25 protein-coding genes are annotated in these 25,437 nt (G+C 33.5%); 3 read left to right on the forward strand and 22 right to left on the reverse strand.

Annotated elements, in window-relative coordinates; genetic code table 11:
* Positions 1-18: 18 nt before the first annotated feature.
* Positions 19-609 carry a Holliday junction resolvase RecU gene (recU, locus tag LC076_RS05585; protein WP_319005487.1) on the forward strand — a complete coding sequence of 197 codons (591 nt, stop codon included), beginning with the start codon at positions 19-21 and terminating at the stop codon, positions 607-609.
* Positions 610-703: 94 nt separating this feature from the next.
* Positions 704-3,355 carry a PBP1A family penicillin-binding protein gene (locus LC076_RS05590; protein ID WP_226666827.1) on the forward strand — a complete coding sequence of 884 codons (2,652 nt, stop codon included), beginning with the start codon at positions 704-706 and terminating at the stop codon, positions 3,353-3,355.
* Positions 3,356-3,504: 149 nt separating this feature from the next.
* Here the strand turns inward: LC076_RS05590 and LC076_RS05595 are convergent, their stop codons facing one another.
* The 17 genes from LC076_RS05595 to LC076_RS05675 all read right to left on the reverse strand — a co-directional run bounded on the left by LC076_RS05595 (position 3,505) and on the right by LC076_RS05675 (position 19,848).
* Positions 3,505-4,023, reverse strand: coding sequence for a YpoC family protein (locus LC076_RS05595; RefSeq protein WP_226666829.1), 519 nt, complete (start codon positions 4,021-4,023; stop codon positions 3,505-3,507).
* Positions 4,013-4,678, reverse strand: coding sequence for an endonuclease III (gene nth, locus LC076_RS05600; protein WP_226666831.1), 666 nt, complete (start codon positions 4,676-4,678; stop codon positions 4,013-4,015). The genes LC076_RS05595 and nth overlap by 11 nt, the downstream gene beginning before the upstream one ends.
* A gap of 340 nt (positions 4,679-5,018) precedes the next feature.
* Positions 5,019-5,726, reverse strand: a complete 708-nt coding sequence (locus LC076_RS05605) for a DnaD domain-containing protein (protein ID WP_226666832.1) — start codon at positions 5,724-5,726, stop codon at positions 5,019-5,021.
* A gap of 322 nt (positions 5,727-6,048) precedes the next feature.
* Positions 6,049-7,341, reverse strand: coding sequence for an asparagine--tRNA ligase (gene asnS / locus LC076_RS05610; RefSeq protein WP_226666833.1), 1,293 nt, complete (start codon positions 7,339-7,341; stop codon positions 6,049-6,051).
* A 126-nt stretch (positions 7,342-7,467) separates the two neighbouring features.
* Positions 7,468-7,998 (reverse strand): DUF5590 domain-containing protein, encoded by a 531-nt coding sequence (locus LC076_RS05615; protein WP_226666834.1) that lies wholly within the window; start codon positions 7,996-7,998, stop codon positions 7,468-7,470.
* Between the two features lie 13 nt (positions 7,999-8,011).
* A complete protein-coding gene (locus LC076_RS05620) occupies positions 8,012-8,182 on the reverse strand; it encodes a YpmA family protein (RefSeq protein WP_226666836.1) in 171 nt (56 codons plus the stop codon).
* A gap of 206 nt (positions 8,183-8,388) precedes the next feature.
* Positions 8,389-11,205, reverse strand: a complete 2,817-nt coding sequence (dinG, locus tag LC076_RS05625) for an ATP-dependent DNA helicase DinG (protein ID WP_226666837.1) — start codon at positions 11,203-11,205, stop codon at positions 8,389-8,391.
* A 426-nt stretch (positions 11,206-11,631) separates the two neighbouring features.
* Entirely contained in the window at positions 11,632-12,015 is a 384-nt protein-coding gene (panD, locus tag LC076_RS05630; protein WP_226666838.1) for an aspartate 1-decarboxylase, read from the reverse strand.
* Between the two features lie 55 nt (positions 12,016-12,070).
* On the reverse strand, positions 12,071-12,916 hold the full coding sequence (panC, locus tag LC076_RS05635) for a pantoate--beta-alanine ligase (protein WP_226666839.1): 846 nt from the start codon (positions 12,914-12,916) through the stop codon (positions 12,071-12,073).
* Positions 12,913-13,752, reverse strand: a complete 840-nt coding sequence (gene panB / locus LC076_RS05640) for a 3-methyl-2-oxobutanoate hydroxymethyltransferase (protein WP_226666841.1) — start codon at positions 13,750-13,752, stop codon at positions 12,913-12,915. The genes panC and panB overlap by 4 nt, the downstream gene beginning before the upstream one ends.
* A gap of 407 nt (positions 13,753-14,159) precedes the next feature.
* Positions 14,160-15,143: a biotin--[acetyl-CoA-carboxylase] ligase gene (locus tag LC076_RS05645; RefSeq protein WP_226666842.1), complete on the reverse strand. Its 984-nt coding sequence runs from the start codon at positions 15,141-15,143 to the stop codon at positions 14,160-14,162.
* Positions 15,113-16,330: a CCA tRNA nucleotidyltransferase gene (locus LC076_RS05650; protein WP_226666843.1), complete on the reverse strand. Its 1,218-nt coding sequence runs from the start codon at positions 16,328-16,330 to the stop codon at positions 15,113-15,115. The genes LC076_RS05645 and LC076_RS05650 overlap by 31 nt, the downstream gene beginning before the upstream one ends.
* A 2-nt stretch (positions 16,331-16,332) precedes the next feature.
* The gene (bshA, locus tag LC076_RS05655; protein WP_226666844.1) at positions 16,333-17,469 is read right to left on the reverse strand and encodes an N-acetyl-alpha-D-glucosaminyl L-malate synthase BshA; all 1,137 of its coding nucleotides are present in this window, start codon (positions 17,467-17,469) and stop codon (positions 16,333-16,335) included.
* Positions 17,466-18,179 carry a bacillithiol biosynthesis deacetylase BshB1 gene (gene bshB1, locus LC076_RS05660; RefSeq protein WP_226666846.1) on the reverse strand — a complete coding sequence of 238 codons (714 nt, stop codon included), beginning with the start codon at positions 18,177-18,179 and terminating at the stop codon, positions 17,466-17,468. Before bshB1 ends, bshA begins: the two co-directional genes overlap by 4 nt.
* Before the next feature lie 101 nt (positions 18,180-18,280).
* Positions 18,281-18,691 carry a methylglyoxal synthase gene (mgsA, locus tag LC076_RS05665; RefSeq protein WP_226666847.1) on the reverse strand — a complete coding sequence of 137 codons (411 nt, stop codon included), beginning with the start codon at positions 18,689-18,691 and terminating at the stop codon, positions 18,281-18,283.
* Positions 18,692-18,706: 15 nt separating this feature from the next.
* The gene (gene dapB / locus LC076_RS05670) at positions 18,707-19,504 is read right to left on the reverse strand and encodes a 4-hydroxy-tetrahydrodipicolinate reductase (protein ID WP_226666848.1); all 798 of its coding nucleotides are present in this window, start codon (positions 19,502-19,504) and stop codon (positions 18,707-18,709) included.
* A gap of 14 nt (positions 19,505-19,518) precedes the next feature.
* Positions 19,519-19,848, reverse strand: coding sequence for a nucleotide pyrophosphohydrolase (locus LC076_RS05675; protein ID WP_226666849.1), 330 nt, complete (start codon positions 19,846-19,848; stop codon positions 19,519-19,521).
* Between the two features lie 148 nt (positions 19,849-19,996).
* On the opposite strand from LC076_RS05675, the gene LC076_RS05680 reads away from it, so the two are divergent.
* Positions 19,997-20,869 carry a YitT family protein gene (locus LC076_RS05680; protein ID WP_226666851.1) on the forward strand — a complete coding sequence of 291 codons (873 nt, stop codon included), beginning with the start codon at positions 19,997-19,999 and terminating at the stop codon, positions 20,867-20,869.
* Positions 20,870-21,044: 175 nt separating this feature from the next.
* Here the strand turns inward: LC076_RS05680 and ypjB are convergent, their stop codons facing one another.
* The 5 genes from ypjB to LC076_RS05705 all read right to left on the reverse strand — a co-directional run bounded on the left by ypjB (position 21,045) and on the right by LC076_RS05705 (position 25,365).
* Positions 21,045-21,836 (reverse strand): sporulation protein YpjB, encoded by a 792-nt coding sequence (ypjB, locus tag LC076_RS05685; protein ID WP_226666852.1) that lies wholly within the window; start codon positions 21,834-21,836, stop codon positions 21,045-21,047.
* 691 nt (positions 21,837-22,527) lie between these two features.
* Positions 22,528-23,121: a DUF1405 domain-containing protein gene (locus tag LC076_RS05690; protein WP_226666993.1), complete on the reverse strand. Its 594-nt coding sequence runs from the start codon at positions 23,119-23,121 to the stop codon at positions 22,528-22,530.
* Between the two features lie 214 nt (positions 23,122-23,335).
* On the reverse strand, positions 23,336-24,103 hold the full coding sequence (locus tag LC076_RS05695; RefSeq protein ID WP_226666853.1) for a menaquinol-cytochrome c reductase cytochrome b/c subunit: 768 nt from the start codon (positions 24,101-24,103) through the stop codon (positions 23,336-23,338).
* A gap of 76 nt (positions 24,104-24,179) precedes the next feature.
* On the reverse strand, positions 24,180-24,854 hold the full coding sequence (gene qcrB, locus LC076_RS05700; RefSeq protein ID WP_146946130.1) for a menaquinol-cytochrome c reductase cytochrome b subunit: 675 nt from the start codon (positions 24,852-24,854) through the stop codon (positions 24,180-24,182).
* Between the two features lie 4 nt (positions 24,855-24,858).
* Positions 24,859-25,365: a ubiquinol-cytochrome c reductase iron-sulfur subunit gene (locus LC076_RS05705; RefSeq protein WP_226666854.1), complete on the reverse strand. Its 507-nt coding sequence runs from the start codon at positions 25,363-25,365 to the stop codon at positions 24,859-24,861.
* Between the last annotated feature and the right edge of the window lie 72 nt (positions 25,366-25,437).

Below are 25,437 nucleotides of genomic sequence, written 5' to 3' on the forward strand. Positions count from 1 at the left end.
ATAAGGAGGTATCGTATGATCTTTCGTTATCCTAACGGAAAGGCCTATGAGCCAAAAGAACAAATAAGAAAAAAACAGCAGCCTTCTTTTACTTATAGTAACCGCGGAATGTCACTTGAAGATGATTTAAATGAAACCAACAAATACTATTTGGAGCATCAGCTTGCTGTTATACATAAAAAGCCTACTCCTGTTCAGATTGTAAATGTCGATTATCCACGTCGTAGTGCAGCTGTTATAAAAGAAGCTTACTTTAAACAAAGCTCAACTACAGATTATAATGGAATATATAAAGGTAAATATATTGATTTTGAAGCAAAAGAAACAAAAAACAAAACTTCCTTTCCTTTGCAAAACTTTCATGCTCATCAAATAGAGCACATGCAAAATGTTGTTAAGCAAGAAGGGATATGTTTTGTTATTTTGTCAGCTTTTAACAATTTTTATTTTTTACAAGCAAAAGACCTTTTTATCTTCTGGGATCGTCAGCAAAATGGAGGTAGAAAATCAATTACAATTGAAGAAATGAATAAAGAAGCTTATAAAATTCCGATCGGATATCAAGCAAGGATTGACTATCTGAAAATTATAGATAAACTATACTTTTAAGATGCTCTGTATTAATTGGTATTATTTATTGAACTTTCTCAGAAATTTTTGAACAAACTCATTAAATAAAACCTATTATGAAAGGTTGATGAACATGACTGAACAATATAATAGTCGTGAAGAACGAAAAAAACGACAAACAAAACAAACTTCAAAGAAAAATAAGAAAAAACAGAATAAAGCAGGTCTTTGGAAAAAGATATTTTTGAGTTTACTAGCTTTAGGGATCGTCGGAATGATTGGTGGAGGTATTACATTTGCCATAATCGTCTCAGGTGCCCCCCCACTTGATGAAAAGAAACTAAAGGATTCTTTTTCATCAAAATTATACGATATAAATAAGGAAGAAATTACAGAGTTTGGACAAGTAAAACGAACCTATGTCCCTTATGATGAAATTCCTGACATATTAAAAGAAGCCGTACTAGCAACTGAGGATGCAAGATTTTACGAACATAACGGAGTTGATTTTATCCGGATTGGAGGAGCATTTGTAGCCAATGTTCAAGAAGGATTTGGCGCTGAGGGTGGAAGTACCATTACACAACAAGTGATTAAAAATTCTCTACTGACTAACGATAAGACGATTACACGTAAGGTTCAAGAATTATGGTTAGCTTTCCAATTAGAGCAAAAATACTCAAAACAGGAAATTCTAGAAATGTACTTAAATAAGATCTACTTTCCTGGAAATATATATGGGGTATCTCAAGCTGCTGAATCTTTTTATGGAAAACCATTAAGTGAGCTTGAATTACACGAAGCAGCAATGATCGCTGGAATACCACAGAGTCCTAATAATTATAATCCTAGAACACATCCTGAAAATGCAGAAAAAAGAAGAAATATTGTTTTAACATTAATGGCAAAGCATGGGTTTATTACAGAAGCTAAAGCAACAGAAGCTAAAAGTATTCCCGTTCAATCAACAGTTGTAGAAGATCAAGAAAAAGCAAATCCATATCACGCTTTTGTCGAAGAAGTCATTGAAGAAGTTAAGGAAAAAACTGACATTGACGCTGGTTCTGCGGGCTTAGAAATTTATACAACGTTAGATCCAGATGCACAAGATGCAGTCGAAAATGTGTTAAATGGAGATGTTATGAATTTTCCAGATGACGAATTACAAGCAGGTATCGCGTTGATTGATACTCAAACAGGTGAGATTCGAGCAATAGGTGGGGGTAGAAACCAACCTGTCGGAGGTTATAATTATGCCACAGATACAAGAAGACAGCCTGGTTCAACGATTAAGCCAGTTTTAGATTATGGTCCAGCTATTGAACATTTAAAATGGTCCACTTATCATCAACTGGTTGATGAGCCCTATACTTATAGTGATGGAAAAACACCTATAAATAACTGGGACCTTAGTTACAAAGGACAAATGTCCATGCGCCAAGCTCTAGCAGACTCTAGAAACGTACCCGCATTAAAAGCACTACAAGAAGTAGGTCTTGATAAAGCAAAAGAATTTGCACAGGGCTTAGGTATACCTTTAGACGAAATTTATGAGCCTTATGCGATTGGTGGATTTAGAGATGGAGTCTCTCCACTACAAATGGCAGGTGCATTTAGTGCTTTCGGTAATAATGGAATGTATATCGAACCACATGCCGTGAAAAAAATTGTTTTAAGTGATGGAACAGAAATAAGTCTCGAGCCTGAACCAGAAGCTGCGATGAGTGATTATACAGCATTTATGATCACAGATATGATGAAATCGGTCATCTCATATGGTACTGGTCAATCGGTTCAAATCCCTGGAATTAATATTGCAGGTAAAACAGGTACAACTAATTTTAGAGATGAAGATAAATCAAAATACAATATTCCATCTGGAGCAGCAAAAGACGCTTGGTTTGTAGGTTATAATCCCAACTACACAGCCGCTGTTTGGACGGGGTATAATATTTCTGAGGGCAGTGAGAAGGTATATTTAGACTCTTCAGACCAAAAGCTTGCAAGAGCAATGTTTAAAGAGATTTTCTCTCAAGTAGCTGCAGGAGATTCTTCAGATTTTGAACAACCAAATAGTGTTGTTAAAAAAGCAATTGAAAAAGGCTCAAAAGATGCTGTATTAGCTAGTGAATATACACCATCAAATCGTATTACGTATGAGTACTTTGTTAAAGGATCTGAACCAACAAAGGTATCTAAAAAGTTTGAAAAACTTGACAAACCATCAAACTTAAACATAAATTATGATCAAGTTACAAATTCAATTAGTATTAATTGGAATTATGATGAAAGTAAATTAGCTGATGTCACTTTTGAAGTCAGTCAATCGATAGACGAAGGCCCCTACCAAATCGTTAATAAATCAAAAGATATGGGTTATGAAATTGCTGACGTCATTCCAGGCGCAATTTACGCCTTTAAGGTAGTTGCAGTCAGTGACAGTGATACAAACAACCGTAGTGATGAAGCGGTCACAAAAGTTCAAGTACCGGAGCCTGAGGTAGATGTGCCTGAGCTTCCGACTGAAGACGAAGATAGTGAAGAAACCCCTCCTGGTAATGGTAATGGGAATGATAATGGTAACGGTAATGGCAATGGCAATGGCAATGGCAATGGTAATGGTAATGGCAATGATGATGGTAACGGTAATGGAGAAGATGGCAGTGATCCTGAAGGTGAAACTGACGAAGAACAAACACCACCTGATGAAGAAGCTACCACTCCTCCAACTGAGAACAATGGGAGAAAGAATGATGATCAGGACGAAGAAGATAATGATATATAAGGAAACGCAATAGTCTTGAACAAACGCTCATAAAACAATTAGTTATAAAAAGATTTCTGAACTCTCTCAAAAACGAAAAAAGAACCTGGATATTTCCATGGTTCTTTTTTTGTTTCTTTCGTATTGCTAGTCTAAGATTTTTTTCTTTATCATATTTGCTTTAGTGCAACGACCTTTGCAAAAATTTTCTCTATTTCTATAAATAATTGCTGTAACTGAATAAAAGCATGATATTGTGTAGGTTTTTTTATAATAAAATGTAAACGTTCTTCACAATTTACTGGTTTTTTTGAAAGTTCATTGATGAACATATTTTTTAATTCTAAATTTTTTATAGGTTGTTTATTAACCCAAAACAAAGAAAGCAAAAATACTGAAAGTAGTTTAATCATTAAATCTTCATTAGGTTTTCTTAACTTGAAATTTTCTTTCATTGCACAGCTTAGAAATTTTTGATATTCAAAAATTCCTGGTAGAACTTCTGAAGGATTTTCCCATGGCTTAGGTGCTTCTTGATTATAAATAAAAAGGATATCATAATAAAACGGTTCATTTTCAATGTTTTCTAATAATTGTACTTTGTCATTCAAAGTGATCAGTTCTACATCCTTCTTATGAAAAGGAGGAAATAAAAACTCCTCTGGGATTTTCAGTTGATTATTTTGCATTTGCCATATTTGCCTTTTTCATTCTCTTTTGTCCTTCCCTACATAAATGAAGGAGAGGACAAATATCACAGTTGGGAGATTGTGCCTTACAATGATACCGTCCAAAAAAAATTAATCTGTGGTGCGTATCAGACCATTCTTCTTTTGGGATTTTTCTCATAAGCGTTTTTTCAACTTCAAGAACTGAATCTTTCCATTTACATATAGCCAAACGTTTACTAACTCTCTCCACATGAGTATCAACTGCTATTGCAGGTACACCAAATGCGACTGACATCACAACATTTGCAGTTTTTCTACCAACACCTGCAAGCTTTGTTAACTCTGTATGGTCATTTGGAACAACACCATTATAACTTTGCAATAATGTTTCACAAAGTTTACGAATATTTTTAGCTTTGTTTCTAAAGAGTCCTATCGACCGTATATCGTTTTGTAATTCTTCTAAAGAAACAGCCAAGTAATCTTCAGGTTTTTTATATTTTTGAAAGAGGTTTTTCGTTACCTTATTAACAAGAGCATCCGTACATTGTGCAGAAAGTGCCACAGCTATAACGAGTTCGAAAGGATTTTCGTGCACTAATTCACAATGTGCTTCTGGAAACATCTCAGTCATTGTATCTAAACATTCACGTATTTGAACCTTTGTTAACATTCATTTTCACCTGCTTATTCATACGTAATTAAATATAAATTTTTGAACGTTTATTGTAAATGGCTCTGATAAAAACTTTGTATTTGATTTCCGTCCTAGGCATGTGCTTCCCAGGAAAAAAGCACCTTTTTTCACGTTTCTTTAATTAGGAGTCTCATATATTCGACTCCAATCAACAAAGTGCTAAAAATCAACATTAAAGCTTTAACACAACCTATAAAAGCCATTTGCTTTAACTAAAAATATCGGTAGCATTCTACCCTAGTAATAGCCAGGCCTTGATTCTAAATTGATATCATACGGATTTAGAATCAAGGCCATATTAACTTTACTCTTCAACTTAACTTTCAAGCCAATTATAAAAAGGAACTTTACGTTGATAATCTTCATTCGTCTCAGATTGCTTTTGATTAGTATTAACTTGATTTTGACGGAATTTTTTTGAATGGTTTCTAGCTTGATCTATTGTTCGTATCCCATTCTTTTTCCACTCAAAGAGAATTCTATCAATATAACGGAAATTTATTTTGCCAGACATTACAGCTTCTCGTAAAGCAGCTTTAATGATTACTGGATCATAGTCATCTTGATCAATCCAAATGGCTAATGATTCACACTCAAACGGGGATAATGGACGTCCAAATTCATTTTCAAAAACACTATACAAACTCATATCTTCTTCTTTGCTTTGTTCCTGAACTTTATCTTGATTTTCTTTCATTAAAAAAGTATATAATTTGTCCCAAAGAGGCTTTAAAGAATAAAATTCACAAAGTAACCTGTTTTCTTCACTTTCTTCTATCATTAAAAATCCTTTTTGAATTAAACTTCTTAATATGGATGTACATGCAGATGTAGAGATTGACATATGCTCGGAAATTTCAGTAGGAGTTGGAAATTGATTTCCTGATTGTTTGAATTTTAATACTTGGAGTAAGACCATAAATTCTTCTTCATTGATGCCAAGTTTAGCGTAATAATTAAACAAAATCACTGGAACAGAAACATGACCAGTTTCTTGTAGATAAATAAATTGTTCTTTGTTCATAAATACACCTCGCTTTTTAGTATAACATGACGAGCTATTTCTTTGTATGAAATAGATTTATGTTCTTATTGCCAATTTAACAAATATAACATAATAAAATTAAAAAACCGACTCTTAAAATTTCAAGAGTCAGTCTGTTTTTAATACGCTGTTAAATTTTGTTATTGAATTCTGTATAGGTCTTCACTTTCAGGTGAATCCACCTATAAGTGCGTCTGTGAGGTTTTATATTCTCTACCACACTTCATTAGGCAGGAGTCTCATATATGAAGGCCCAATCAAAAAACGTTTAAAATTAACACTGAGTTATAACTAGTAGATATTAAGGATATAGTCTATTTAACAAGCGCGGGAAAGGAATTGTTTCTCGAACATGTTCAACACCACTTATCCACGCGACAGTTCTTTCTAGCCCTAAACCAAATCCAGAGTGTGGAACAGAGCCATATTTTCTTAATTGTAAATACCAATCATAAGCAGATTGATCTAATTGGTGTTCATCCAAACGCTGCTTTAGCAATTCGGCATTATGAATACGCTCTGATCCACCGATAATTTCCCCGTACCCCTCAGGTGCAATTAAATCAGCACAAAGAACAACATCGTCTCGATCTGCGTCTGGTTGCATATAAAAAGGTTTTAAGCTAGTCGGATAATGTGTAATAAATACCGGTTTTTCATAACTTTCTGCTATAGCTGTTTCATGTGGTGAGCCAAAGTCATCACCCCATTTAATTTCGTCAAAGCCTTTTTCATGTAGGAATTTAATTGCATCATCATACGTAATCCTTGGAAAAGGAGCTTGAATCTTCTCCAATTTAGTAAGATCTCTTCCTAATGTATTTAATTCTAATTTACAATTTTTTAATACACTTTGAATGATATATGTAACATATGTTTCTTGAACTTGTAAATTATCTTCAAATTCATAAAAAGCCATCTCTGGTTCAATCATCCAAAATTCAATTAAATGACGTCTTGTTTTTGATTTTTCGGCTCTGAATGTTGGACCAAATGAAAACACTTTCCCTAATGCCATAGCAGCAGCTTCCATATAAAGTTGTCCACTTTGAGATAAGTAGGCATCTTCATCAAAATATTTTGTGTGGAATAACTCCGATGTTCCTTCTGGCGCACTACCAGTTAAGATTGGAGGATCTACCTTTACAAAACCTTCATTATTAAAAAATTCATATGTTGAACGAATAATCTCGTTTCTAATCTTCATAACTGCATGTTGACGTTTAGAACGTAACCAAAGATGTCGATGATCCATTAAGAACTCCGTACCATGTTCTTTCGGAGTAATAGGATAATCTACCGATTCAGAAATAACACGGATATTTGTAATTCCTAGCTCATATCCGAAAGGTGAACGTTCATCTTCTTTAACAATACCTGATACAAATAGAGATGTTTCTTGTGTAATTGATTTTGCCTGTAGAAAGATCTCCTCTTCTACTTCAGCTTTGACAACAACACCTTGAATAAAACCAGTTCCATCTCTTAATTGTAAAAAGGCAATTTTTCCGCTTGATCTTTTGTTTGCTAACCAAGCACCTATCGTTACTTCTTTTCCTACATATTTCCCTACTTCTGCTATCGTTGTTTTCACTTAATAATTCCCTCCAAAAAGCTACGATGTCTACTTACTTTATGATCTATGTACGTAACACTAACCTATTATACTTATTTTACTATTGTGTAGCAATGAAGTATATTAAAGCGCCAAAATGTTTGATTATTTAAATTTATTGTTTTTTAATGCCATATGTTTGATAATTTCTCCATTGCTAAAATGGACAAAATCAAATGTATACCGATCAGATTGATCCTTATACTTAACTTCCCATATAGGAATTCCTTCATCCATTCCTAATTGGACATTAATAAGCTTTTTCACCTTATATTCATTTTGAACTACTTGTATTGCTTCATCCCTTGTCACTCCAGAAGAATGTTTTTCTACAACAATATTTTTAACGATATCATTTTCTTTATTATTTTCTTTTTGTGGCTGTGGTATCCATACATAAACTTCTTCATTTTTAGCATTTTCACCCGAAATCACATGATATTTCTGATTACCGTTGAATGTATTAATCGATTCGACCGTTGTAAGGTCTGCCTTTTCCATAGCTAATTCTTTAGAACTTTGATGATTTTCTTTATATTGATTTCTAGCTGTGTTATATATTGATCCAAAAACCCAAATACTAGTAATAATCAAAATGAAGATGATAACCAATGTAATAATTGTTTTTTTTCCCATCTATGTCACGTCCTTATGTTCGATAAATGGTAAAAACTGCTTTAGATTTATCTTCCTTATCAAGAGCTAGACCAAACATTAAGTCTTCTCTTTTTAACGTACGGTTTAACACATCTACCACTTTATAAAGATCATCTGCATGATCGATCGTTACAGTTGATAAAATCTCTATTTTACTTTCCATGACAATTTCCTCCTACATCAAACAAATATTGTTACTTATATGTCTCTTCCGTCTGGATACAATAACATTACAACAACATACCATTTGTTGTACCATGTTTTATTATAACAGTTGAAAACACTTAGCGCGCGAAAATAAATTTCTCCTAACCCACACCATTTAACGGCTGATTCAACTTTGAATCAGCCAATTTTTTGAAAATGATTTTAAATTGTCCAATCTTCAATTAAATGAGTTAATTCATGCATAGGTTTCTTTTCTAGCTTTAACTCAGGAATAGAAGATAAAAATTCTTTTCCATATCTTGTTGTAATCATTCGATTATCAAGTATAAATAATATGCCTTTATCTGTTTCATTTCTTATTAACCGACCAAATCCTTGTTTAAACCTTAAGATAGCTTCAGGTAGAGAATAATCGTAAAATGGATTTTTGCCTTGACTTTCAAGTCTCTTATTTTTTGCTGAAACGATTGGTTCATCAGGTGATGCGAATGGTAATCTTACAATCATCAATGCTTTCAAATCATCTCCAGGGAAATCCACACCCTCCCAGAAGCTGTTAGTTCCAAGTAAAATGGCCCGTTCATATTGCCTGAAATTTTTCGTAATTCTAGAAGGACTTCCACTTCCTGTCCCCTGTCCCATAATGACAAAATCTTCTAAAGTTACATCGTCTTTTAATAAATAATATGTTTTTCTTAGCATTTCAAATGAGGTAAATAATACAAGGATTTTCCCTTCTATTATTTGTGCTACACTTCTAATATTAGCTGCAATAGCTTCTGCATACTCTTCAGTTGTTACTTCATTAACTATAGGCATATCAGTTGGTATAAATAATTTCACTTGCTCTTTATATGGAAAAGAAGAAGTGAGCTGAACTTTTTTTGGAAAAAAATCATTTAAACCAAGTGACTCAATCATATAAGAGAATGAATTTTTAATTGTCAAAGTTGCAGATGTTAAGATTACACTCTGCTTTTGAGCAAAAAATTCATCTGCCAAATAATCTGCTATTTCTATGGGCTGTGCATATATTGACACAGCATTTTTTGCTCCTTTTGAGTCAATTTCAATCCATTTAACACTTGAGTCATCTGTATCAAAAAATAAATATTCAAATGTATTTTTATATTGTTTAAGTAGTAACTGCTGTTGTTTAAATTCCTCGATAACTAGATTATCTTTTATTGACATTTCTTCGACATTCACATTATCCAACAAATTCATCCATTTTTGTAGTAACAATTGGTAATCATTTAACATAAATTGCACTCTTTTTACAAGCTCTAAGAGAGAATTCCAATTACGATTATTCTCTTGATTTGTTTCATATTTATAGGAAGATCGATTTAAAGCAGGATCCTTTCTCCTTTTGTTAACATAAGCATGTAATCCAGAGAATAATAAGTGGCATTCCTCTTGAAGTTGAGCATGAATGTTGTCTAACTTTTTTGCAAATGGCTTCGTTTCTTTAATTAATTTTTCCTGGAGATTATTAAATTTCTTTACTAACCCACTAGATGTAGATAGCCCCAAACGATTAAGCAAATTATGTATATCTAAATAGCTTAATCTTAATCCAACTTGTTCGCTTGCTACACGGTTGAGGTGATGCGCTTCATCAATTATGACTTCTTCATAGCTTGGCAAGGTTTTATCTTTTCGTTCTAAATCAGACAACAGCATAGCATGATTAGTTATGATAATATTTGCTTTTTGTGCCTTTTCCTTTGCACGCTGATAAAAGCAATATGAGGAGAATGGGTTATTCTTAAAAGAGGAACGATCAACATGTAACTGTTCCCATAATGCTCTACCACCTGAAGGTAGATTTAATTCATCTACATCTCCTGTTTCTGTTTCAGTTAACCATATAAGTAATTGTGCCTTACTTAAAATAAAATCATAATTATCTTCTCGTTCGTGTAGAGATTGCTCAAACTTTTGTAAGCATAGGTAGTGGCTTTGTCCTTTTAGAATTGCAGCAGATATATCAAAGGGTAATATCTTTTGAAGAAAAGGGATATCTCGCTCAATCATTTGAGTTTGTAAATGTGTTGTATATGTACTAACAATTACATTTTTGTTTTGTTGTTTGGAAAATAAAAACGCTGGTACTAAGTAACCAATTGTTTTTCCACTTCCTGTTGGTGCTTCAATTAGACCGTGTTGATGAGTATTAAGAGCATCATTAACTTCACTCATCATCGCCAATTGCTCAGGTCGAACGTGATAATCTAAAATAGCTTCTGTCATTTGACCATTTTGATTTTTGAATAATGCCAATAATTGCTGAAAACTATAGTTATCTTTTGTGGAATCCACTTCAGCATTCTTTTCTTCAATTTTTTTAATTACCAAAGATCTAACAGTTTCTAGGTCAGGACGATTTGTTCCAGTCAACTTCATTAACTTTTCAGAAATGATAAAATCCAACTCTTCTTCAATATCACTAATAAATGATCTAGATAGTTTAATTAATTGTTGGAGTGTTAATAAAGGTAATTTTTGAATTTTATTAAAAATACGTATAAATAATAATGCGGTTGCTTCAGCATCACTATCTGCACGATGGGGATTTTCATGTATCATATTAAATTTTACACTTAGATCTGATAATTTATAGCTGTTTTCTGTAGGAAAAACTAGTCTTGCCAATTCAACAGTATCTAAAATTTGACCAGAAAATTGAAAACCACATTCTTTTAATTCTTCTTGTAAAAAAGATAAATCAAAATAAACGTTATGAGCTACAAAAAATGATTCGTCAAGTAATGCTATAATTTCATGGGCAATCTCTTCAAAGGTTGGTGCATTCTCAACCATTGAATTTGTAATACCTGTCAATTGCTCTATAAATAGCGGTATTCTTTGCAATGGGTTCACAAAACTCATATAACGATCTACTATTTGTCCATTTTCAACAACTACAGCAGCAATTTGTATAATTTTATCCCCTTTTTTAGGAGAATTTCCTGTTGTTTCTAAGTCTAATACAACATATCGTTGATCTTTCATGTATAACACCTCAATCATTATGTAAAACCATCTATATTGAAGTTAATTCTTTTCTCTCCATGCTTTGATTAAGTAGTAGCTTATAATTATTTCTTGATTACCTCTTTATCGTGAATTAAAACTAAATGGAGTCCAAAACTTCATATTATTACTATATCACATGATGATAAAAAAATAGGACTGACTATTAGTAAAGTATATCAGTCACGTTTAAAAAACAAACACAATGATCTACTTTAGTAAGTCAGCCCTATAAATATTTAGCTATGTTAAAAGCTCTATGTTAATTTTTTGCACTTGTTATTTGAATTGGGAGTATCAGAGAACGATTAACCTAACCATGTCTGCTGGACGTTGTTTTTAAATGATCCATCATTCAGATGCAACAAGCAAGGTAATCTGAAATCCGAGCAACTATTGTACAAATTACATAATCGTTGCTGCAGGTTCATGTCCTAGCATATCAACAATATTATTTTTTTCGTCCATAATGGCAATTTTCGGTTGATGTGTAGAGATTTTTTCTTCAGGAACTAACGTATAAGTTAAGATGATAACCACATCACCTTTTTGTACTAACCGAGCTGCTGCTCCATTTAAACAGACAACTCCACTTCCTCTTTCACCAGCTATAATATAAGTTTCAAAGCGGGCACCATTATTATTATTTACTATTTGAACCTTTTCATTAGCTACCATTCCAACAGCATCTATTATATTTTCATCTATAGTAATACTACCTACATAGTCTAAATTTGCTTCTGTCACACGAGCACGATGTATTTTAGCATTCAACATTGTACGAAACATTTTGCTCTCCTCCAAGTGAATTTTTCTATTCTTAACTAGTTAATTAGTGAAATTGTTAAACTTCCATCGTTATATTATCAATTAGTCTTGCATTTGTAAACTTCACAGCAACTGCAAGTATGAATTTCCCTTTAATTACCTTCATTTCCTTTAATTCTGGATAAGAAAGTACCTCAACGTAGTCAATTTTACCTGTCGTTTCTTTCATAATCATCTGCTGTACTTGCTTCTTAATTTGATCTATGTTTCGCTCTCCATTATTAATGTCATCTCTTGCTTTTAACAAACTTCTATAAAGTGCCGAAGCTTGGTGTCTCTCGAGTTCATTTAAATACACATTTCTAGAGCTTTTTGCAAGACCATCTTCTTCTCTAATTGTTGCAACAGGTACAATTTCTATAGGAAAATGAAATTCACTTATTAACCCTTCAATAACAGCAACTTGTTGAGCATCCTTCATGCCAAAATATGCTTTATTAGGTCTGATTAAATTAAATAGCTTTGTAAGAACTGTTGCCACTCCATTAAAATGACCTTCTCTTGATTTCCCACACAATACATTCACACGATCTCTCACATTTACAGTATAAGATGGCTCAGTTGGGTACATTTCTTCTACACTAGGAGAGAAAATTAAATCTACACCAGCTTTAAGTGCAAGCTCTTCATCTCTCTTCTTATCTCTTGGATAAGAGTCAAAATCCTCGGTGGGTCCAAATTGAAGTGGGTTAACAAAGATACTTAATATAACAATTTGATTATCCTTTTTTGCTTCCTCAATTAATGTTAAATGTCCTTCATGTAGGAAGCCCATAGTCGGTACAAATCCAATAGATTTATTTTGTTGTTTGAATCTCATCATTTCGTTTATTAGTTCATTTTTTGTTTCTACTTTTTTCATTTTTTGATACCTCCATACAGATTATGGAGCTCTTCTTGCTTCATATTAAATGAATGTTTTTCTTCAGGAAACGATCTATTTTTCACTTCATTTATATAATTAATAATTGCTTCATCAATAGTCTCAGCTATTGATGCATATTTTTTCACAAATTTCGGAACATGGCCATACCCATAACCTATTAAATCATGGTATACCAATACTTGACCATCTGTATGACAACCTGCACCAATACCGATTGTTGGGATCGATAATATGTTCGTTAATTCCTCAGCTAATTGCTGTGGAACGCATTCTAGTACTAATGCGATAGCCCCAGCTTCTTGGCATTTTATCGCATCATCTATTAGCTTTTTAGCTGCATCTGCATTTTTACCTTGAACTTTGTATCCACCTAAAACATTTACCAATTGAGGTGTTAAACCTAAATGGGCAATTACAGGTACACCTCCGAAAGTAAGCGCTTCAATAATCGGTGTTACTCCATCAGCACCTTCAACTTTTAGAGCATCTGCTCCACCTTCTTGCATTAGTCTTGTTGCATTTTTCATCGATTCTTCTTTTGATAAATGATAAGACATAAATGGCATATCAGTAACAACAAAAGTGTCTCTCGCCCCACGCTTAACAGCTTTTGTATGGTGAATCATGTCGTCTACTGTAACAGGAATAGTGGAATCATAACCTAGTACGACCATACCTAAAGAGTCACCAACCAATATCATGTCTACGCCTGCCTTTTCCGCTTGTTTTGCACTTGGAAAATCATATGCAGTAATCATACTAATTGGTTCTTTATCTTTTTTCATCTTCATAAAATCTAGTCTTGTTTTCAAAAAGTTCCCCTCCTAAATTAAACCAATTAACTTCAAATTTAATAAAAGCAATTGAAATTAATGTAATCATTTTTCTCGGCAGCTTAATACTCAGCACTTTCTAAAATACCTTAGTAGCCTTTGTAAGAGAGGAGATGAAACACCCAAAATATCTAAAAACCTAATTGTTTCAAAATATAAAAAACCCTTTTTTCGATAAGAAAGAAGGATTTGTAGTATACAAATATCGGTTTTCATCCCTCTGTCCTAGTCCTACATGGATCAAGGCAGATATAAATTTCTTTAACACAATAAAATGAAATAAAACTTCGAGGTGTAGTTCTAAAAGATACTACCCAAAGGAAGTATATCAGAAAAAAATGTAAAATACCATAAGTAGAAATCACAACTTTTTTAATGAAATTTATTTATTTCTTTATATCGATATCAGCTGAATATATTTCTTTAATTGAGCCATCAGAGGTTTCTATTAATAATACTCCTTGATCATTAATACCTATTGCTTTTCCTTCAACAGATCCATTTAATGTTCTGGCAACAATATCCTTATTTAAACTTATTGCATAAGATTCCCATAATAACTTAACAGGTCTAAACCCTTCTGCTAAATAGAGAAAATATAGTCGTTCAAATTTTAATAAGATGGTTTGAATAAATAATGATCGTTCCCATTTTTTACCTGTCTCAATTCGGATTGAAGTGGCGATTTTTTGTAATTCTTCTGGAAAGTCTTCTAATTTTTGGTTCACATTAATGCCAGGACCGATGATAACTGAATGTACTTGATCTGCTTCTGCCTGTATTTCAGTTAGAATTCCGACTACTTTTTTACCATTAATTAAAATATCATTTGGCCACTTAATTTCAGGTATTAATGATGTTTCTTCTTCAATAGCTTGTACGACAGCAACCGCAGTTAATAGTGTTAATTGTGGCGTTGATTGGATAGGGATATTCGGACGAATAATCATACTCATCCAAATACCTGTTCCACTTGGAGAATACCAAGCTCTGGACATTCGTCCCCGTCCATGGGTCTGTTGATCTGCAACAACTATTGTTCCTTCCAATGCACCTTCAGTTACTAACGTTTGTGCTATTTTCTGTGTGGATGTTACAGTTTGTTCAAAATGAATGTGTCGTCCCATCATTTTTGTCTTTAACCCTAATTGGATTTCGTTTTCACTTATTTTATCAGGCTTTTTTGTAATTCGATACCCTAGCCTTCTAACGGCTTCAAGCTCATATCCTTCTTTTCTTAATTCCTCAATATGCTTCCACACTGCTGTTCTTGAACAACCTATGTGCTCACTAAGCTTTTGTCCTGAAAGAAATTCCCCATTCGCTTCAGAAAAGGCTTTTAATAATTTTGTTCGAAGTTCTGATTGCAACTTAATAACCACTCCTTTATTGCTGACCTATTATTTTCTAGTTTATTTGTTAAAATAGCTTTTTCAATTTCAGTTATCATCTTAGAAACCCAAGGCCCTGGTGGTTTTTTCATATAATCTATAATTTCTCTACCTGTTGTATCTATGTCTCTTCTATCTCGAATAGGAAGATTACCATAGGCAGATTTGACATTTTTTAAATTACTTTCCAAAGAATGACTATCAACAAGTAAAGAACGAATTCTCTCAGTAGATAGTGCTGAATCGATACCTGCTTCATACAATAATAATTCTGACCATGGTTGTTCTTCTAGTAATCGTTTCAGTAAAAATACATTCTTTTCTACTGTTTTTATTAGCTTTACAGGTAATTTCCAACTTCTTAAAAATTCTTCAACTGAGTTTGGTTTTATAAAATGAGTAATAACTGTCCAAATCTCTTCTTTTGTTTTCAACATCTTAAAGTTAAAAAGTGAAAGCTTTTTTATTTCATCTTGTTTTTCTGAAAAACCAGGTAAATAATCACACACATTACCTTCAATTAAAAGATTTAGGGCTTCTTCATAGCTTTCGCCCGAAAAAAGTTTATCAATTTCTATTAACTTTCTTTCCGTTGATATGGATTCTAATAAATGTGCATGCTCACGTATGGCAGATATAGTATTCTTGGATAAAGAGAAACTTAACTGACTTACAAATCGAATGGCCCTTAATATTCTTAATGCATCTTCGGTAAATCTTTCAGAAGGCATACCTACCGTTTGAATAAGCTTATTTCTTAAGTCATCTTTCCCATTAAAATAATCAATAATTTCTCCATTAATGTTCATTGCCATTGCATTAATGGTAAAATCTCTTCTTTTTAAATCTTCTTTGAGTGAAGTGATAAACGCAACTGTACTAGGTCTTCTGAAGTCTTCATAATCCGATTCTGTACGAAATGTTGTTACTTCATAAGGGATGTCTTTATGTAATACAATGATCGTACCGTGTTCAGCTCCGACATCAATTGTTTTACGAAAAAGCATTTTGATTTCTTCAGGTTTTGCAGAAGTTGCGATATCCACATCACCAATTTCTCTATTTAAAAGGATATCTCTTACAGATCCTCCTACATAAAATGCTTCATATCCTGATTTATGAAGTTTTTCAAGAATAGGCTTTGCCTCGAGAAAGGAAGAATTCATATTTACTCCTTTAATAACAAGTCATAATATATTGATTCATATTGAGTGACAATTTCATCTGAATGGAAAGTATGTTGTGCTAAATAGATAGACTTTTCTGCCATTTTCATATGTAATTCTTCATTAGAAAGTATTTCTATAGCTTTAAATGCAAAAGCTTCAATATCTCCGACTTCACAAATGTAGCCTGTTTCACCTTCTATTATAACCTCTGGTATTCCTCCTGCGTTCGTACCGATGCACGGAACACCACAAGCCATAGCTTCTAATAATACTAAACCAAAGCTTTCTTTTTCTGATAATAAAAGCATTAAATCACTTAATGAATATAATTCTTCTAAATTATCTTGTTTGCCTAAAAAAAGGACAGATTCTGATAGTCCAAGCTCTCGAACAAGCTTTGAAACATATGACATCTCAGGTCCATCTCCAACTAAAAGTAATTTTGATTTAAGTTTTCGTTGCATCTTTTGGAACGTGTAGATAACATCTTGAACTCTTTTTACTTTACGAAAGTTAGAAACATGGATGATGACCTTCTCATCATTCTTAATTCCATACTCATACTTAAGTTCTGCGGTATTTTTTTTATAATAAACGCGGTCATCTACAAAATTATAAACTGTTTCAATTTCTTTATTTGGATTAAGCAATTCATTTGTTTGTTGAACTAATGCATTAGAAACGGCTGTAACTTTATCAGAAGCTTCGATGCCAAATCTAATTAGTTCAGATAACGATTCATCATAACCCAATACAGTAATATCTGTTCCATGAAGTGTTGTTACTATCTTAAGATCGTTACCGACCATTTGCTTAGCTAAAAATGCACAGATTGCATGTGGTATTGCATAGTGAACATGAAGTAAATCCAGTTTCTCTCTTTTTGCGACCTCAGCCATTTTACTTGCTAAAGCCAAATCATATGGCGGGTACTTAAAAACTGAATACTGATTTACCTCTACTTCATGAAAGGTAATATTACAGTAAACTTTATTTAAGCGGAAAGGTAAACTAGAAGTGATAAAATGAATTTCATGTCCTTTTTCAGCTAGAAGCTTTCCAAGTTCTGTAGCAACAACACCAGAGCCTCCAACAGATGGATAACAAGTAATACCTATTTTTAATTTTTTCTTCATATTTTTTCACCTATTATGTCTTTCGATAGCAAAAGAGGTTTTCTTGTTTTAAAACCTTCAGCATACATCACACCAACTTCTTTGCCGTAAAGACGCTCCCTACTTTCTACTGCTTCTATGTAACCATTTGTTAAAGGAGTACTTGTAGATTCTTTCCCCATAACAAATTGGCTTTTATATGCTTCTAAACTATTGATTTTAGTTTGAATTGTATCACTTATATCAATGACAAAATCCGGCTTATGAAAACCATTTATCATGTAATAATAAAGATCACGTACACGGTGTGATGAATGACCACTTTGATCTTTGTAGTTTTTAATTCCTGCAGAAAATAAGGCTTCTTCAACTAATTTTGCACAATGACCATGATCGGGGTGACGATCTTCAAAATAAGGAACAAATACAATGTCAGGTTTATATTTTCTAATGATTGAAACAATCAGATTAATTGAAGCTTCTGTTAGAAATAAGCCTCTATCAGGTAAAGATAGTTGAATTCTTTCTGAAACACCTAATATACTTGCTGCATGTTTCGCTTCTTTTTGACGGAGTTCAACTGTTCCATTTGAAGATAATTCTGCCATTGTTAAATCGCAAATCCCAATTTTTAAACCTTGATTAACATATTTAGAAATTGTTCCCCCCATCCCAATTTCAACATCATCAGGATGAGCACCAAAAGCAAGAATATCAAGTTGTTTACTCATTTCTCTCTCCTATATTTAGGTGATTTTTATATGACAATACATGTAAGTCTATTTCTTTATATCTTTATGATTGATTCTCTTTTATTCAGCTTCGTATTTTTTCAATTGTTACCTTTTTCATGAACAACATCTCTCCAATGTAAATCGCCACGGTCTAGGCCTCTTACAAGAATTTCAGCTGTACCCATGTTTGTAGCCAAAGGGATAGAGTATACATCACAAAGACGAATAAGTGCTGTGATATCAGGCTCATGTGGTTGTGCAGTTAATGGATCTCTAAAAAAAAGAACCATATCCATCTGATTTTTTGCAATTAATGCACCAATCTCCTGATCACCACCTAAGGGGCCTGATTGGAAGCGGTGTATACTTAAACCTGTTGCTTCTTGGATTCTTAAGCCTGTTGTTCCTGTTGCAAATAATTCATGATCAGTAAAGATCGGTTGGTAAGCTGTTACAAACTGTACAAGATCTGTTTTCTTTTTATCATGGGCAATTAAAGCAATCTTCATAGATAAATCTCCCCTTTATTCAATAATGTTTTCTAAACCATATACAAGCAAGTCAATTTTCATCACATTTTCAACAGCTAATTTCACACCTGACATAAAGGATGCGCGGTTATAAGAGTCATGACGAATCTTCAAAGTCTGTCCATCACCACCGAATAATACTTCTTGATGAGCGATTAATCCCGGAAGACGCACACTGTGTAGACGAATACCTTTGAAGTTTGCTCCTCGTGCACCGGCTAGGATCTCTTTTTCATTTGGGTGTCCTTGTTGCTTTTCTTCTCTAACAGCAGAAATCATTTCAGCTGTCTTTAACCCAGTTCCAGAAGGGGCGTCTAGTTTCTGATCATGATGTTGTTCAATAATTTCAACATCAGAAAAATATTTAGCAGCCATCTGTGAGAATTTCATCATTAAAATTGCACCAATAGCAAAGTTTGGTGCGATAATTGCACCGATCCCATTTTGAGTTGTTAACTCCTCGAGCTCTGCTAAATCACTCTCAGAAAATCCAGTTGTACCTACTACAGGACGAACACCGTTTTCTAATGCTTTTTTCGTATGTATTTTACCAATCTCAGGCGTTGTTAAATCAATTAAAACATCCGGATTTGTTTCAAAAAAACACTGTTCAATATCTGAATATATCGGGACATCTACCTCAAAACCTGAGATATCTTTAAGACTCATTCCATTATATTTATGGTCAACTACTGCAACGAGTGTAAAATGTTCTGTGTCTTCTACTAACTTTACAGCCTCGCTACCCATTCTGCCTCTAGCGCCTGCAATAACAATTTTAATTTTTTCCATTTATTTTTACTCCTTTATTCATTAATTCTAGTCCAACGATCCTTGTCTCTTGTGTTGAATTTATCCATAACTAGATTATGTGATTTTTCCAAATCTATATTTAATGAATTTGCTAAACAAATTAACACAAACAAAACATCACCAAGTTCTTCTTCAATTTTCTTTTCCTTTTCAGAAGACTTTTTCGGTTTCTCACCATATGTATGATTAATTTCTCTAGCCAATTCTCCTACTTCTTCTGAAATTCTAGCCATCATAGCTAGAGGTGAGAAATAGCCTTCTTTAAATTGACCAATGTATTGATCAACTTCCTTTTGAAGGTCATTCATACTTTTTTGTGTCATAGTTATCACCTCTTTTACTTTTCTTTTTTAATGTTAGCTAATACAAGATAATTTTACAATTATTTCGTCATGTTTTTATCAAAATTTGCACCTTGACATTTTATCAACTATAATATTTAAGCTATGATTCTATACTTGGAGGTGTTTTATGTTTAGTGATATTCGGATTAAAAACATTCTTTTTATCTTAATTGGCTCTGGAATTTTTGGTTTTGGACTTGTTCATTTTAATATACAGAACAATTTGGCAGAGGGTGGTTTTACAGGTATTACACTCATGCTATATTTTCTTTTTTCTATCGATCCATCCATTTCCAATTTAGTACTTAATATTCCTTTATTTATTATCGGATGGCGTGTGTTGGGGAGATTATCCTTTATCTACACAATCATTGGTACAGTTAGCCTTTCCTTTTATCTCTGGTTTTTTCAAAAATATCAAATAAGTATGCCTTTAACAGATGATTTAACGCTTGCAGCACTCTTTGCAGGGATCTCAATTGGGATTGGATTAGGAATAATATTTCGTTATGGCGGAACAACAGGTGGAGTGGATATAATTGCAAGGCTCTCTCATCGTTATTTAGGTTGGAGTATGGGAAAGACAATGTTTTTATTTGATTTATGTGTTATAACCTTATCTTGGATTACTTATTTGTCCTACAAGGAAGCTATGTATACACTAGTTGCAGTGTTTGTAGGTGCACGTGTGATCGACTTCATGCAGGAAGGTGCCTATGCAGCAAAAGGAGCAACAATCATCTCTAAACATTCAGAAGATATTTCAAAAAAAATAATGCAGGAAATGGATCGTGGTGTAACCATCTTAAAAGGGCAAGGCTCTTTTACTAAGCAGGATCAAAATGTTTTGTATTGTGTTGTAGGGAAAAATGAAATCGTTCGTCTAAAAAACGTGATTACATCTGTAGATCCTCACGCATTTGTAGCTGTTAGTGATGTGCATGATGTGCTAGGAGAAGGATTTACTCTGGACGAAAACAAAAAGCCATTAACTAAATAGTTAATAGCTTATAAATCTTTATTCTTTATATTCTTACAAATATCGCCTTATTGATATTTCAATAGCAAATTCATGAGAAGCTAGATCGAAGTAAACTTGAAATAGAGCATGGAGATAAGTGAAGCTATTAAAAGCAAATTCTGTGAAAGTAAACAAGAATTTCAAATACAGCCTTTTATTCCTTATCTCTCTCTCTTTTTATTTCTTTTTCTTTTTCACCACGATACTTTCTCCACCCAGAATAAGATAGAGCTAATAAAATAACACTTCCTGTAGAGATCATAACCCACAGCAAAGATGGATCCGCTTCATCCTCTTTAATTCTTTCAAAGATTGCTTTTAATTCTTCTTCCATAATATTCAATTGCTCGGTTCGACTTGTTACAGGGATATCTTGAAAGAGTTTATCTTCTACTACAGAAATATGAACATCCATCCTTTTTACTCTCTCAGTATCCAAGTCTATTTGGATACTTGGATAAATTACTTCATATAAAGCTAAAAATTCATTAAGATCATGTTTAAATGACTGTTTATCTCCTTCTTCAACATCATTCTTCATCTGTGAAAAGGTAGCCATAATGGAAGATTCCATTGCTCCCCATAAAGGTTGGTGCTCTGAAACCATTGCATCGACAACCAACCTAAACTTTGTTAATGTACGAACCTTTTCTTCCTTACCAATTTGATTATTTAAAATGACATTTTGAGCAGTTTTGTATGTACTAGTAATGGTCCGATAGTCATCTAGTGAAATATATTCACGATCAATTGGTATCTCCTCAAATTTCACAGCAAAATAGGTTAGCAATTGGGCAGACTCACTAAAGCGTTCTTGCTTTGCTAGTTGTAATGCTGTATCTGAAATTTCATTTAATGATTCCCAATCATAGGTTTCTTCTGCTAATACTGGTTTTATATGAATCAGCAATATCCCTAATATGAGAGCAAATATTATTTTCTTCATCCTTGTCCCCCCTAGAGCTTCTATTACAAAACGTATGTTAATTTGGACAAGGTTAGACCATTTTTTTATGGTTTAATTTTTTTTATTATTGAGTACATCATAAAGACCAGCTCACTTATTACTTAACTTTTTAGATGTAATAAAGTACATGAAAAAATTTACAAATATTATACTTACAAAGACTTTGACTATAGGACGCAATATTGAGTATTAATTTTGACCTAGGGGAAATTTGAAATGTTGCCTTTAGGTTTATGATTTCTCTTATTCTCTTAGTAAGTATTAATTTCCTGTAAAGAGTTAGGCACTCCAACACAATGTTTAACTAATTAAATATTAAATAAGAGGCTGGGACATAAGTTTTTAAGCAAATGATAAACCCGAAATATTAGGAGATATTTAAATTAATTATTCACCTAATATTTCGGGTTTTTATTTGCTGTATTTAATTAGATTTTTTGATCTTGCATACTATTTTTAAGAACTAGTGGAATGAAGCGGAAGACATTTGACTCCTGAGGGTGTAGAGGAAAAGCTGAGACCCCACAGGCGCTTGCGCCGAGGAGGCTTAGCTTCCTCCCCGGCGAATCTTATGTCTGCAGCGCAATGGAACAAACTTGTTTCTTTCAACTTAACTGAATTTAGATTTATTCGTCTTTTTGTATGACATCTTTAATTATGTCCCAGACTCTTAAGGTAATTTAAGTTGAGTTGTTTGTTGTTTTAATACTAATAAATAGGCAATTACTATTGAAACAATACTTAACCAAAAGGTCATATACCCTATTTCATTAATATAATCCATCAAGAGACTATATCTTGGCATCATCTCAAACACATAATCTATTACATCATTATGTAGTGTCCATATTGCAGCAATTAATAAGTGTCGTAATTTGAATCGATAATATGGAGAATACAAAAGTCCTTGAACAGCCATACCAAAGTGTGAGGCTATTAACATATAACCCTCCCAAGGTAATGAGCCATTGATCAGTAAGACTAAAACATTCATAATTACTGCCCAAATTCCATATTTAAATAAAGTAACTATAGCCAACGCTTCTATGAGAGGTAAGTTTTTTTTCATTAAAAACCCTATTAAAACGATCACAAAAAACAAGCTAGCTGTTGGGCTATCAGGCACAAAGATATAAAAATGAGCTGGAGTTTCAACAAGCTGGCTTTTATACCAATAATATCCATAAAGTGTACCGAATAAATTTATAACGAACATTATCATTAAAATAGGTTTTTGTCCTAATAAAAACTGGAACATTTTTATCATTTTTTCACACACCAGACTATTAGAAGTATTTTGATAAGTCTCTAGCGTAATATACATAGCTTTTCTTACTTCTATTGTAACCTTATAGCACATACTTAGTCCTCTTATGAGCATTAACTAAAAATATACATCAAAATGGTACAAACTTGTTGGCCCTTGATTAGCCTAGAATAAATAAGTCTTTACAAAAAAAAGCTGACAAATGTCAGCTTTATTTTGAAGTAACACCAGAAATGAATTCTGATAATACTTTTAATTCCTCATCAGTACCTTTGAAGACTCCGGCAGGCATACTACCTTGACCATTTTTAGCAATATCAGCAATTGCATCAGGCTCTAATCCATTATCAACAAGTGCCTTACCAGCTGCTCCACCTTCAAGATTATCACCGTGACAAGAAATACATCCTTGTTCTTGGTAAATTGCATATCCTTCAGACTCTTTATCTATCTCAGCTTCTACTTGGATTTTCCCTTGCTCAGCAGCAGCTTCCCAGTCATGTGTAACAACTGATTCCCAAGTTAGATAAAAAGTTGCAGCAACACCTAATATCATCATACCAACAGCAATAGGACGTTTAGCTGGTCGGCGCTCTGAACCACGATCTAAGAATGGTGCAAGCATTAATGCACCAAACGCAAGTCCTGGAATAACAATTGCACCAACAACTGTATAAGAACCAGCAGCAAACTCATATTTTAGTAATTGGTATAAAAATAAGAAATACCAGTCTGGTAAAGGAATATAACCAGCATCAGTAGGATCAGCCACACGCTCAAGTGGTGATGGATGAGCTACAGTTAAACATAAAAATCCGATTAAAAAAACAGCACCAACTAACCATTCCTTTAGGAGGAAGTTTGGCCAGAATGCTTCTGTCTTCCCTGGGAATTCCGAGTAATCCTTCGGAATATTCGGTTTTCTCTCTGCAGGAACACGAGAGTCACCAACAAATTTCATACCTTTTCCGCGATGCATAATTTCCCCTCCTTACTAAGGTGGTTTACGAAACTAATAATAAGTTCATAAATAAAATTTAAACTAATAGTAATTCTTATAGTGGACCAGAAATACCTTGTTTACGAATCATAACAAAGTGAGCTGCCATTAAACCAAATAATGCAGCAGGTAAGAAAAAGACATGGATTGCGAAGAATCGAGTAAGTGTTTGAGCACCAACGATTTCTGGATGTCCAGATAACAATGTCTTAATAGTAGGCCCTATGAATGGAACTGATTCAGCAATTTGCAACGTAACTTTCGTAGCAAATAATGCTTTCATATCCCAAGGTAATAGATAACCTGTTAAACCTAAGCCAAGCATAATGAAGAAAATTAGTACGCCAACAACCCAGTTTAACTCACGAGGTTTTTTATAAGCACCTTGGAAGAATACACGTAATGTATGTAAAAACATCATAACGATAACTAAACTAGCTCCCCAGTGGTGCATACCACGAACTATTTGACCGAAAGCCACTTCATTTTGCAAATAGAATACTGATTCCCAAGCATTCTTAATATCTGGTACGTAGTACATTGTTAAGAACATACCAGAAAGAATTTGAATAACTGTAACAAAGAATGTTAATCCGCCAAAACAATAAACGAAAGCGGAAAAATGGTGTGCAGGGTTAACGTGTTCAGGAACTTCATGGTCAGCAATATCGCGCCACATCGGCGTAATATCTAAACGTTCATCAACCCAATCATAAATTTTGTTAAGCAATAGATTACGCCTCCCCTCGTGGTTTTGCTTTACCTAAGAATAAATAGCCATCCTTAACTGCATGTTGATAAACATCAAGCGGTGCAATTGGAGGTGTTCCTTTAACATTAGTCCCATCTTTTTCGTATCTTCCATAGTGACATGGACAGAAAAATTGGTTTGGATTAGCTGGGTCATTATTCCAACCTACTGTACATCCAAGATGTTTGCAGACTGGTGATAATGCAGTGATTTTGTCGCCACTTTTAAATACCCAAGCTGATTTTGTTTCTTCTGATTCATACCAAGCATCTTTTTGTTTGATTTTAAAGTCAAAGCGTTGAGGTTCTTCTGTAATTTCGTCAACACTAACCACTTGCACTAAATCTGTTACTTCTGCTGGTCGGAGCACTGGGTCAAGTGCGAAGCGAACCATAGGCATTAACATACCTGCAGCCATGAAACCGCCTACACCAGTAAGCGTGTAGTTTAGAAATTGACGTCTAGAAACTCGATGTTTTTTCTCGCTCATCATTTTCCCCCCTCTATCTTAAGCTCAGTCCGTTTAGGACATACGGAAATGATATATAAAACTAGGACATAC

The organism is Metabacillus litoralis (assembly GCF_020524045.1).
Taxonomy (GTDB): Bacteria; Bacillota; Bacilli; order Bacillales; family Bacillaceae; genus Metabacillus; species Metabacillus litoralis_C.